We start from the raw sequence: 11,153 nt of genomic DNA, 5'->3' as shown, positions 1-11,153 counted from the left end.
ATGTTCTCGAACCCGTGCGAAGAGTACAAGGTCAACGACGTGCTCGTGCGCGCGCTCGACCGCATCCTGATCCTGCACGCGGACCATGAGCAGAACGCGTCGACGTCGACGGTGCGTCTCGCAGGTTCGTCGGGTGCGAATCCGTTCGCGTGTATCGCGGCGGGCATTGCGTGTCTGTGGGGTCCGGCGCACGGCGGCGCGAACGAAGCCGCGCTGAACATGCTGGAAGAGATCGGCTCGGTCGACAACATCGCCGAGTTCATCAAGCAAGTGAAGGACAAGAACTCGGGCGTGAAGCTGATGGGCTTCGGTCACCGTGTGTACAAGAACTACGACCCGCGCGCGAAGCTGATGCGTGAGACGTGCCACGAAGTGCTGAACGAACTCGGCCTGCACGACGACCCGCTCTTCAAGCTCGCGATGGAACTCGAAAAGATCGCGCTGGAAGACGAATACTTCGTGTCGCGCAAGCTGTATCCGAACGTCGATTTCTATTCGGGCATCGTGCAGCGCGCGCTGGGCATTCCGACGTCGATGTTCACGTGCATCTTCGCGATGGCGCGCACGGTCGGCTGGATTGCGCAGTGGAACGAGATGATTGCCGATCCGGAGCAGAAGATCGGCCGTCCGCGTCAGTTGTTCATCGGTCAGACGCCGCGTGAAGTGAAGCCGCTGGCGAAGCGATAAGCGGTTTAGAAGGTTCAGTGCTTGAGGGGCCCCGGCGAGTGATCGCCGGGGCTTTTTGCTTTCCGGCTGGTCCTGCCAATGGCACGAATATTCGCATCAAACGATGCTATAATAAATGCCTAAAAAGGAGGATGCCATGCGAACCACGATCGCACTTGACGACGATTTACTCGAAAAAGCTCAGGCCTACACGGGCTTGATGGAGAAATCTGCGCTCGTTCGCGAAGCGTTGAAAGCATTAGTGCAGCGCGAAGCCGCGCGCAGACTTGCCAACCTAGGCGGTAGTCAGCCGGGTATCGAAGGCGCACCGCGTCGTCGGCGGGAGGACGAATGATTCTTGTCGACACGTCGATCTGGATCGATCACATCAATGCCTCCGAGCCGTTGCTGGCGCAACTGCTAGGCGAGGAGCGCGTCCTGGCGCATCCGTTCGTGATCGGCGAAATCTCGCTTGGGAGTCTTCGTGATCGCCAAAGCGTGCTCGGCGCACTGAGAGACTTACCCAGTGCGCCTGTCGCGACGCCTGACGAAATCTTTTTCCTCATCGAGCGTGAGCGCTTGTTCAATCGCGGGATCGGCTACGTCGATACTTCGCTTCTCGCGTCTGCCCGTCTGCAACCAGGCATTCAAATCTGGACGCGCGACAAGCGTCTGAAAAACGTCGCCGACGAACTTGGCCTCGTGGCGAAGTTGGAGCACTAGCCCTGTGCGGGTTCGGTGATTCCGCGGCCAATTGACGGGTACTACCCATCCGGGTACCACGACCACTACGATAACCCACTGTTTTTAATGGGTTTTTACCCGCATCCTAGTACCCGCGCCGCACGCGAAAGTGGCATAATCGTCCAACAAGCCGTACAACGACCCTTCCCCGCAGTCCCACACGAAAGCGCTCATCATGGCTCAGACTCTCTACGACAAATTGTGGAACACACACGTGATCCACACGGAAGAGGACGGTACCTCGATCCTCTACATCGACCGTCACCTGCTGCATGAAGTGACGAGCCCGCAGGCCTTCGAAGGCCTGAAGCTGGCCGAGCGCCCGGTGTGGCGCATCAGCGCGAATCTGGCGGTGTCCGACCACAACGTGCCGACCACCGACCGTTCGCACGGCATTGCCGATCCGGTGTCGAAGCTGCAAGTCGATACGCTCGATGCCAACTGCGATAGCTTCGGCATCACGCAATTCAAGATGAACGACCTGCGCCAGGGCATCGTGCACATCATCGGGCCGGAGCAGGGCGCCACGCTGCCCGGCATGACCATCGTCTGCGGCGACTCGCACACGTCCACGCACGGCGCGTTCGGCGCGCTCGCGCACGGCATCGGCACGTCGGAAGTGGAGCACGTGCTGGCCACGCAAACGCTCTTGCAGAAGAAGAGCAAGAACATGCTCGTGAAGGTCGAAGGCCCGCTGCCGCGCGGCTGCACGGCGAAAGACATCGTGCTCGCGATCATCGGCAAGATCGGCACTGCGGGCGGCACCGGCTACGCGATCGAATTCGGCGGCTCGACCATCCGCGCGCTGTCGATGGAAGGCCGCATGACCGTCTGCAACATGGCGATCGAAGCGGGCGCGCGCGCCGGCATGGTCGCTGTCGACGACACGACGATCAACTATCTGAAGGACCGTCCGTACTCGCCGCAGGGCGTCGAGTGGAATCAGGCGGTCGAGTACTGGCGTCAGTTCAGGTCGGATGACGGCGCGCAGTTCGATCGCGTCGTCGAGATCAACGCGGCCGAGATCGTGCCGCAAGTGACGTGGGGCACGTCGCCGGAAATGGTCACGTCGATCGACGGCCGCGTGCCCGATCCCGAGAAGGAAAAGGACCCCGTCAAGCGCGACGCGATCGAGCGCGCGCTCAGCTACATGGCGCTCACGCCGAATACGCCGATCGAATCGATCCAGCCGGACAAGATTTTCATCGGCTCATGCACGAATGCGCGCATCGAAGATTTGCGTGCGGCGGCGTATGTCGTGAAGTCGCTCGGCAAGCGCGTCGCATCGAACATTCGTCTTGCGATGGTCGTGCCGGGCTCGGGTCTCGTGAAGGCGCAAGCCGAGCGCGAAGGTCTGGACAAGATTTTCACGAACGCCGGTTTTGAATGGCGCGAGCCGGGCTGCTCCATGTGCCTCGCGATGAACGCCGACCGCCTGGAACCGGGCGAACGCTGCGCATCGACGTCGAACCGCAACTTCGAAGGCCGTCAGGGCGCGGGCGGACGCACGCACCTCGTGAGCCCGGCAATGGCCGCAGCCGCCGCGATCGAAGGCCATTTCGTCGACGTGCGCAAGCTCGCTTAATCGACCGGGACACTGAGAAAGATCATGGAAAAATTCACCGTACATAGCGGCCTCGTCGCGCCGCTCGATCGCGAAAACGTCGACACGGACGCGATCATCCCGAAGCAGTTCCTCAAGTCGATCAAGCGCACCGGTTTCGGCCCGAATGCGTTCGACGAATGGCGTTACCTCGATGTCGGCCAGCCTGGCCAGGACAACAGCAAGCGTCCGCTGAATCCGGATTTCGTGCTGAATCAGCCGCGCTATCAAGGCGCGTCCGTTCTGCTCGCGCGCAAGAACTTCGGTTGCGGCAGCTCGCGCGAGCACGCGCCGTGGGCGCTGGATCAGTACGGCTTTCGCGCGATCATCGCGCCGAGCTTTGCGGATATCTTCTATAACAACTGCTTCAAGAACGGCCTCTTGCCGGTCGCGCTGACCGAGCAGCAAGTCGACAAGCTCTTCAACGAGACGTATGCGTTCGTCGGGTTCCAGCTGACGATCGATCTCGAAGCGCAAGTCGTGCGCACCGGCGACGGCACCGAGTACGCGTTCGAAGTGCCGGGCTTCCGCAAATACTGTTTGCTGAACGGCTTCGACGATATCGGCCTCACGCTGCGTCACGCGGACAAGATCAAGGCGTTCGAAGCGGAGCGCCTCGCGAAGCAGCCGTGGTTGAATAACCGCCTGATCGGATAAATCAAAGGAAGACACGATGAAAATTGCAGTGCTCCCCGGCGACGGGATCGGTCCGGAAATCATGGCCGAAGCGGTCAAGGTGCTGAATGCGCTCGGCGAGAAGTTCGAGCTGGAAGAAGCGCCTGTCGGTGGCGCGGGTTATGAGGCGCAAGGCCATCCGCTGCCCGAATCGACCCTGAAGCTCGCGAAGGAAGCCGACGCGATTCTCTTCGGCGCCGTCGGCGACTGGAAGTACGACAAGCTCGAGCGCGCGCTGCGTCCGGAACAGGCGATTCTCGGTCTGCGCAAGCACCTGCAACTCTTCGCGAACTTCCGTCCGGCGATCTGCTATCCGCAACTGACGGGCGCGTCGTCGCTGAAGCCGGAGATCGTGTCGGGTCTCGACATCCTCATCGTCCGCGAGCTGAACGGTGACATCTATTTCGGTGCGCCGCGCGGTCTGCGCGATGCGCCGGACGGTCCGTTCGAAGGCGCGAAGGAAGGCTTCGACACGATGCGCTACTCCGAGCCCGAAGTGCGCCGCATCGCGCACGTCGCGTTTCAGGCGGCGCAGAAGCGCCAGAAGAAGCTGACGAGCGTCGACAAGGCGAACGTGCTCGAAACGTCGCAACTGTGGCGCGACACGATGATCGACGTCGCGAAGGAATATGCGGACGTCGAGCTGTCGCACATGTACGTCGACAACGCCGCGATGCAACTCGTGAAAGCGCCGAAAGCGTTCGACGTCGTCGTGACCGGCAACATGTTCGGCGACATCCTGTCCGACGAAGCCGCGATGCTCACCGGCTCCATCGGCATGCTGCCGTCGGCGTCGCTCGACAAGAACAACAAGGGCCTGTACGAGCCTTCGCACGGTTCCGCGCCGGATATCGCGGGCAAGGGCGTCGCCAATCCGCTCGCGACCATCCTCTCCGCCGCGATGATGCTGCGCTACTCGCTCGGCAAGACGGAGCAGGCCGACCGCATCGAAAGCGCGGTGAAGAAGGTGCTGGAGCAAGGCTACCGCACCGGCGATATCGCAACGACGGACGGCAAGGTCGTCGGCACGAAGGAAATGGGCGATGCGGTGCTGAAGGCGCTGTAAGCGCCGGAACGACGATCGGCCGTTCGAAGCAATAAAGCGGCCGATCCTCTCTTTTTGCCGATGTTCATGCACGATCCACCCGATTTTCATACGCATGCCGCAGGCGCGTAACGAAAACATCGGGTTATCGTGTATATTCTTTTGTCATGGCGAAGAACTCTCAATTCTCTCTGGATTCCATCGGAAACGGCTCAAACGCCGTCGCGACGGAACTCGCCATCGGCACGCGCATCGACGCAATTAAACGCGTCGTGAAAACGCGCATTACGAAAATTTCCGCCAAAACGATCACGATTCGCTGATCGTCCGTCGTGTCCGAGCGTCTTCCCCGCGCGGCCACGCCGGGTAAAGATGCGGGGAAGTGTCCACTGTCAAAGGTTAGTCATGAACGTAGGTCTCGTTGGTTGGCGCGGTATGGTCGGCAGCGTCCTGATGCAACGCATGCAGCAGGAAGGCGATTTCGACTTGATCGAACCGGTGTTTTTCAGCACCAGCAATGCGGGCGGCAACGCGCCGTCGTTCGCTAAAAACGAGACGAAGCTCAAAGACGCGACGAGCATCGACGACCTGAAGAAGTGCGACGCCATTATCACGTGTCAGGGCGGCGACTACACCAACGAGGTGTATCCGAAGCTGCGCGCGGCGGGCTGGAAGGGCTACTGGATCGACGCGGCCTCGGCGCTGCGCATGAAGGACGACGCCGTCATCATCCTCGATCCCGTCAACCTGAACGTCATCAAGGATTCGCTCGTCAAGGGCGGCCGCGACTTCATCGGCGGCAATTGCACGGTCAGCCTCATGCTGATGGCGCTCGGCGGGCTGTTCCGCGAGAACCTCGTCGAATGGACGACCGCGATGACCTATCAGGCCGCCTCCGGCGCGGGCGCGCAGAACATGCGCGAACTGCTTCAGCAAATGGGCGTGCTCTACGGTTCGGCGAAGGAAGATCTGGCCGATCCGTCTTCGGCGATTCTCGACATCGACCGCCGCGTGCTCGCCGCAATGAACGGCGAGCGCATGCCCGTCGACAATTTCGGCGTGCCGCTCGCAGGCTCGCTGATTCCGTGGATCGACAAGGATCTCGGCAACGGCATGTCGAAGGAAGAGTGGAAGGGCGGCGCGGAAACCAACAAGATTCTCGGCAAGCCGGCGATGGGCACGCCGGGCTCGATTCCCGTCGACGGCCTCTGCGTGCGTATCGGCGCGATGCGCTGCCACTCGCAGGCGCTCACCATCAAGCTCACGAAGGACGTGCCGCTGGACGAAGTGGACGGCATCCTCGCATCGGCGAACGACTGGGTGAAGGTCGTGCCGAACGAGCGCGAAGCATCGATTCGCGATCTGTCGCCCGCAGTCGTCACGGGTACGCTGACGGTGCCGGTCGGACGTCTGCGCAAGCTGGCGATGGGCGGCGAGTATCTGTCGGCGTTCACGGTCGGCGATCAACTGTTGTGGGGTGCGGCCGAACCGCTGCGCCGCATGCTGCGCATTCTGCTCGACAAGTAAAGTAAACTACGCGCCTGGAAGCGCGTGTCATGCCCGAAAGCGCCGCGTTTCCGCGGCGCTTTTTGTTTTTGTGCCTTTTGTTGCAAAACCGTCCTCATCCGACGGTTTTGGCCGTATGTTTCAATTTTTGCCGCACCCGGAGCCTCAATGATCCAACGACCTCGCCGGTCCCGCTTTTCGTCATCGCGTGCGGCGCTCGCCGCGACAGGTTTCGCCGTATGCGCGGCGTTCTGGGCGAATCCCGGCGATGCGCTCGCCCAGGCCAGCGATCCGGCGGCTCCCGCGGCGAGCAAACAAATTTACGCGGTCAAGCCGGGGCAATCGCTTAGCGATATCGCCGGCGAACTCACCGGATCGAAGGATCGCGATGTTCGCGCGCGCGCGGCGCGTGCGCTCTTCGACGCCAATCCGAACGCGTTCGGCAGTCACGATATCAACAAGCTGAAGCTCGGCGCGATGCTCATCGTGCCGCCTGATCTGGGCGGCGCAGCGGCGCCTTCCGCTCCCGCGGCGCAACCCAGTACGCCGGCCCCGACCGAAGCGCCTGCGGCTGCCGCGCCAGCGTCCGAGAGCGCGATGGAGGGAACATCGGCGGCTTCGGCCGTCGAACCGCAGGCGAGCGCGCCGGAAAACGTCGCGTCCGCGCCGGAGCCGCAGCCTGTAGCCGAACCCGCATCGGAGGTGCCGGCGAGCGCGCCTGCTCCAGCGGCGGCCAGCGGCAGCGGCGTGGTGCCGGCCACCATTGGTCTGGCACCGGTTGTCATCGCAATCGTAGTCGCGCTGATCGGCATCTTGCTGCTCCGGAAGCGGCGCAACAAGCGGCGTACGGTCAAAGCCGAAGACGCCGATCGCGCGCCGCGGACGTTCGCAAGCCTCGAAGAAGCTCAGGCCGACGCCGACAGGCGCAACGAAGCGATGCGCAAGGCGCGCGCGGCTGCGGCAGCGGGCGGCGCTGCCGCTCTTCAGGGCGAAGCCGTTGCGCGCGGTCAGGCGGAGCCAGATGCAGAAAGCGCGGACGCATCCCGGGCACGCGCGACTTCCTCCGAAGGCGAACCGCCACCGGCGGCCGAAACGAAGCCCGTCGAGCCGCTCACGCCCGCTGCGCCGGCTGCGCGGCATGCCGCCTTCGTTCCGCCATCGCCCGGAGCGCAGGTCAGCGGGGCCGAATTGCAGGAGCCGCACGAGCAGCACGCTCGCGAGATCGCCGCGCGTGAGGCGGCCCGGCGCGAGGCCGAAAAATGGGAGAGCGAGGAGCGCGAAGCCGCAGCGCGTCAGGCTGCGGCGCGTGAAGCCGAAGAGCATGAGATCCGCGCGCGCGAAGCTGCCGCGCGCGAGGCGCTTGCGCGAGATCTGGCCGCGCGTGAAGCCGGACAGCGCGAAGCCGAGATGCGTCAGGTGACCGAGCGCGAGGAGCTGGCGCGCGAGGCAGCCGCACGCGAAATCATCGCGCGCGAGGCTGAACTGCGCGAACTCCAGACGCGCGCTGCCGAAGAGCAAGCCGCTGAACAGCGCGCCGCCGAGCAGCGCGACATCGAGGAGCAAGCGGCGCGCGAAGCCGAAAAGTCGGGCGTCGCGCCGGACGAAGAACCCGTGGCGCCGCATCGTTTCCCGATGCCGAAATTTCCGCAGGACGCGATTCAGGCGCTGGGTTCGCTCGAAATGGAGCTGCCGCCGCGCATGGAGTTGACGATCAAGCCACCGGCCATTTCGGAACCCGCGACGCCGCCGCAGGACACGCGTCCAGCAGCGCTGGAGCCGCCGCCGGCAGCAATCCAGCCGATCGGACACGTTCCATTCGTCCCGCACGTTCCGCAGCCCTTCGTCCGCCCCGAAGACGCGATGAATTCGCAGTCGCAAAGCCAGTCGGTCGCAGCGCAGATCGAAGCGGGCACCGCTGGCGCGGCGTCGGTTGCCGGGCTCGGCGCGACGCGCTTCGGGCCGCTCAGTCTCGATTTCGATCGCGGGCAGGCGTCGAACGCAACCGAGCCGCTACCTGCGCTGACGCGGGCGCAACTGGCGACGATCGCACGCAACAAGCTCGAACTGGCGGCCGAATATATCGAATTGGGCGATCTTTCCGGTGCGCGGACCTTGCTCCAGGAAGTCATCGAATCGAACGATCGGGCGACGCGCCAGCAGGCCGCCACGCTTCTGTCGACGCTCGCTCCGCATTCCTGAGATGCGGCTTGCTTTAGGCATTCAGTACGACGGCTCGGCGTTTTGCGGCTGGCAGTCGCAGCCGCACGGCAAGACCGTGCAGAACGAGCTGGAGCGTGCACTCGCCGAGTTCGCGCAGACGCCGCTCGCCACCGTGGTCGCCGGCCGCACGGATACGGGCGTGCATGGCATCGGCCAGGTCGTCCATTTCGATACCGATCTCGACCGCACCGATTTTTCGTGGGTGCGCGGCACGAACGCATTCCTGCCGGAGACGGTCGCGGTGCAGTGGGCGAAGCCGATGCCCGACGATTTCCACGCGCGCTTCGCGGCCTTCGAACGGACTTATTTTTACGTTCTGTACGTCAATCCGGTGCGTTCACCCATGCTGGCGAAACGCGCGGGCTGGGTGCACACGCCCCTCAACGTCGATGCGATGCGCGATTCCGTCGCGTGCCTTATCGGCGAGCACGATTTCTCGTCATTCCGCGCCGCTGATTGCCAGTCGAAGACGCCCGTGAAGCACGTCTATCAGATCGACATTCGCGAGCAGGGTGACTTCATTCACTTCCGGTTTCGCGCCAATGCGTTTCTGCATCACATGGTGCGCAATCTGATGGGATGCTTCGTCGCGATCGGACGCGGCCGTCATCCCGCGTCGTGGATGGCCGACGTCCTCGCCGCTCGCGACCGCCGCGCCGCCGCGCCGACCTTCATGCCCGACGGGCTGTATCTGGCCGGGGTCGGTTATCCTGAACACTTCGCGGTGCCGCCGCCGCACATCGCCAGCATGCCTTGGAGCGCAATCTGGGCAGAGCCGAAATGATCGAAAAAGATTTGCATCGCACCCGCATCAAACTGTGCGGACTGTCGCGCGTCGAGGACGTGCAGCACGCCGTGGCGCTGGGCGCCGACGCCGTGGGCTTCGTGTTTTATCCTCCGAGCCCGCGCTCGGTGAGCGTCGCGCAGGCCGTTGAACTGGCGCGTCATGTGCCGCCGCTCGTGTCGGCGGTCGGCCTCTTCGTCAACGCGACGCCCGAGTGGATCCGCGAAGTCACATCGAACGTCCCGCTGTCGCTGCTGCAATTTCATGGCGATGAAACGCCCGAACGATGCGAAGAACTGGCCGCAATTGCGGGTTTATCCTATTGGCGCGCACTGCGAATTGGGGCTGATGCGTCAACAAGCCATTTGATAGAATCGTCTCTTGAATTCAAGGCCGCAGGCGGCATTCTGCTCGACGCACTCGTCGAGGGCTTCGGCGGCGGTGGAAAGGTATTCGATTGGTCACTTATCCCAACAGATCTCGGGCATCGGGCCGTTTTGAGTGGTGGGTTGAACGCGCAAAACGTCAGTGAAGCCATTCGGCGCGTGCGCCCGTACGCGGTCGATGTCTCGAGCGGCATCGAAGTGCCGGGCGCCAAGGGCGTGAAGGATCCCGCCCGAATGGCGGCGTTCGTGCGCGCGGTGCGCGCCGCGGACGCCGGATGATTCGAACGTGAGCCCGCTAGCGGCTCGCGTAACCGAGAGAGTGACGCAATGTACAACTTGCCAGACGAAAGAGGCCACTTCGGCCAGTATGGAGGCGTGTTCGTCTCCGAAACGCTCATCCACGCGCTCGATGAATTGCGCGTCGCGTATGAAGCGGCACAAAAAGATCCTGAGTTCCAGGCCGAATACGAGTACGAGCTGAAGCATTACGTCGGCCGTCCTTCGCCCATTTATCACGCAAAGCGCTGGAGCGAAATGCTCGGCGGCGCGCAGCTTTATCTGAAGCGCGAGGATCTGAATCACACCGGCGCGCACAAGGTGAACAACGTGATCGGCCAGGCGCTGCTCGCCCGCAAGATGGGCAAGCCGCGTGTCATCGCCGAAACGGGCGCGGGTCAGCATGGCGTCGCGACCGCGACCATCGCCGCGCGCTTCGGCATGGAGTGCGTCGTCTACATGGGCGCGGAGGACGTGCGGCGTCAGGCGGCGAACGTCTATCGCATGAAACTGCTGGGCGCGACGGTCGTGCCGGTCGAATCCGGATCGAAGACGCTCAAGGATGCGCTCAATGAGGCCATGCGCGACTGGGTGACGAACGTCGAAAACACGTTCTACATTATCGGCACGGTGGCGGGTCCGCATCCTTATCCGATGATGGTGCGCGACTTCCAGCGCGTGATCGGTGACGAATGTCGCGTGCAAATGCCCGAAATGGCTGGCCGGCAGCCGGATGCGGTGATCGCTTGCGTCGGCGGCGGATCGAACGCGATGGGCATCTTTTATCCGTATATCGACGATAAAGACGTCAGGTTAATCGGCGTCGAAGCGGCAGGCGACGGCATCGATACGGGCCGCCACGCGGCCTCGCTGATGGGCGGGAGCCCAGGCGTGCTGCACGGCAACCGCACGTATCTGCTGCAGGACGCGGACGGCCAGATCATCGAGACGCATTCGGTGTCGGCGGGCCTCGACTATCCGGGCGTCGGTCCCGAGCACGCGTGGTTGAAAGACGCGGGTCGCGCGGAGTACGTCGGCATCACGGATGAGGAGGCCCTCAAGGCTTTCCACGACTGCTGTCGCATCGAGGGCATCATCCCGGCGCTCGAATCGAGCCACGCGCTTGCTTACGGCGCAAAGCTCGCAAAGACGCTACCGCGCGACAAGGTGCTGCTCGTCAATCTGTCGGGCCGCGGCGACAAGGACATGCATACGGTCGCCGAGCGATCGGGCATCCAGTTCTAAGCC

Annotated in this window: 11 protein-coding genes; all 11 read left to right on the top strand. The window is 63.2% G+C overall.

The window, feature by feature from the left end:
• Positions 1 to 687, top strand: a 687-nt coding sequence (locus tag AWB74_RS02960) for a citrate/2-methylcitrate synthase (RefSeq protein ID WP_327361147.1), incomplete at its 5' end; no start/stop codon positions are given.
• Positions 688 to 823: 136 nt separating this feature from the next.
• Positions 824 to 1,021 (top strand): type II toxin-antitoxin system VapB family antitoxin, encoded by a 198-nt coding sequence (locus AWB74_RS02955; protein ID WP_061145309.1) that lies wholly within the window; start codon positions 824 to 826, stop codon positions 1,019 to 1,021.
• Positions 1,018 to 1,389, top strand: coding sequence for a type II toxin-antitoxin system VapC family toxin (locus AWB74_RS02950; RefSeq protein WP_061145210.1), 372 nt, complete (start codon positions 1,018 to 1,020; stop codon positions 1,387 to 1,389). The genes AWB74_RS02955 and AWB74_RS02950 overlap by 4 nt, the downstream gene beginning before the upstream one ends.
• Before the next feature lie 196 nt (positions 1,390 to 1,585).
• Entirely contained in the window at positions 1,586 to 2,995 is a 1,410-nt protein-coding gene (leuC, locus tag AWB74_RS02945) for a 3-isopropylmalate dehydratase large subunit (RefSeq protein ID WP_061145209.1), read from the top strand.
• A 24-nt stretch (positions 2,996 to 3,019) separates the two neighbouring features.
• Entirely contained in the window at positions 3,020 to 3,670 is a 651-nt protein-coding gene (gene leuD / locus AWB74_RS02940; RefSeq protein ID WP_061145208.1) for a 3-isopropylmalate dehydratase small subunit, read from the top strand.
• Positions 3,671 to 3,686: 16 nt separating this feature from the next.
• A complete protein-coding gene (leuB, locus tag AWB74_RS02935) occupies positions 3,687 to 4,754 on the top strand; it encodes a 3-isopropylmalate dehydrogenase (protein WP_061145207.1) in 1,068 nt (355 codons plus the stop codon).
• 384 nt (positions 4,755 to 5,138) lie between these two features.
• On the top strand, positions 5,139 to 6,260 hold the full coding sequence (asd, locus tag AWB74_RS02930) for an aspartate-semialdehyde dehydrogenase (RefSeq protein WP_061145206.1): 1,122 nt from the start codon (positions 5,139 to 5,141) through the stop codon (positions 6,258 to 6,260).
• Between the two features lie 147 nt (positions 6,261 to 6,407).
• Positions 6,408 to 8,438 carry a FimV/HubP family polar landmark protein gene (locus AWB74_RS02925; RefSeq protein ID WP_061145205.1) on the top strand — a complete coding sequence of 677 codons (2,031 nt, stop codon included), beginning with the start codon at positions 6,408 to 6,410 and terminating at the stop codon, positions 8,436 to 8,438.
• A gap of 1 nt (position 8,439) precedes the next feature.
• On the top strand, positions 8,440 to 9,243 hold the full coding sequence (gene truA, locus AWB74_RS02920; RefSeq protein WP_061145204.1) for a tRNA pseudouridine(38-40) synthase TruA: 804 nt from the start codon (positions 8,440 to 8,442) through the stop codon (positions 9,241 to 9,243).
• Complete coding sequence (locus tag AWB74_RS02915; RefSeq protein ID WP_061145203.1) at positions 9,240 to 9,908, top strand: phosphoribosylanthranilate isomerase; 669 nt, start codon at positions 9,240 to 9,242, stop codon at positions 9,906 to 9,908. The genes truA and AWB74_RS02915 overlap by 4 nt, the downstream gene beginning before the upstream one ends.
• A gap of 48 nt (positions 9,909 to 9,956) precedes the next feature.
• The gene (gene trpB / locus AWB74_RS02910; protein WP_061145202.1) at positions 9,957 to 11,150 is read left to right on the top strand and encodes a tryptophan synthase subunit beta; all 1,194 of its coding nucleotides are present in this window, start codon (positions 9,957 to 9,959) and stop codon (positions 11,148 to 11,150) included.
• Positions 11,151 to 11,153 lie beyond the last annotated feature (3 nt).

Origin of the sequence: Caballeronia arvi, assembly GCF_001544695.2 — a bacterium.
GTDB classification, from domain to species: domain Bacteria; phylum Pseudomonadota; class Gammaproteobacteria; order Burkholderiales; family Burkholderiaceae; genus Caballeronia; species Caballeronia arvi.
This window is presented reverse-complemented; position numbering and strand designations above follow the sequence as displayed.

Excerpts from the sequence above, each read along its gene's own strand:
- AWB74_RS02955 (WP_061145309.1), top strand. The coding sequence starts at position 824 with ATGCGAACCACGATCGCACTTGACGACGATTTACTCGAAAAAGCTCAG.
- AWB74_RS02950 (WP_061145210.1), top strand. The coding sequence starts at position 1,018 with ATGATTCTTGTCGACACGTCGATCTGGATCGATCACATCAATGCCTCC.
- leuC (WP_061145209.1), top strand. The coding sequence starts at position 1,586 with ATGGCTCAGACTCTCTACGACAAATTGTGGAACACACACGTGATCCAC.
- leuD (WP_061145208.1), top strand. The coding sequence starts at position 3,020 with ATGGAAAAATTCACCGTACATAGCGGCCTCGTCGCGCCGCTCGATCGC.
- leuB (WP_061145207.1), top strand. The coding sequence starts at position 3,687 with ATGAAAATTGCAGTGCTCCCCGGCGACGGGATCGGTCCGGAAATCATG.
- asd (WP_061145206.1), top strand. The coding sequence starts at position 5,139 with ATGAACGTAGGTCTCGTTGGTTGGCGCGGTATGGTCGGCAGCGTCCTG.
- AWB74_RS02925 (WP_061145205.1), top strand. The coding sequence starts at position 6,408 with ATGATCCAACGACCTCGCCGGTCCCGCTTTTCGTCATCGCGTGCGGCG.
- truA (WP_061145204.1), top strand. The coding sequence starts at position 8,440 with ATGCGGCTTGCTTTAGGCATTCAGTACGACGGCTCGGCGTTTTGCGGC.
- AWB74_RS02915 (WP_061145203.1), top strand. The coding sequence starts at position 9,240 with ATGATCGAAAAAGATTTGCATCGCACCCGCATCAAACTGTGCGGACTG.
- trpB (WP_061145202.1), top strand. The coding sequence starts at position 9,957 with ATGTACAACTTGCCAGACGAAAGAGGCCACTTCGGCCAGTATGGAGGC.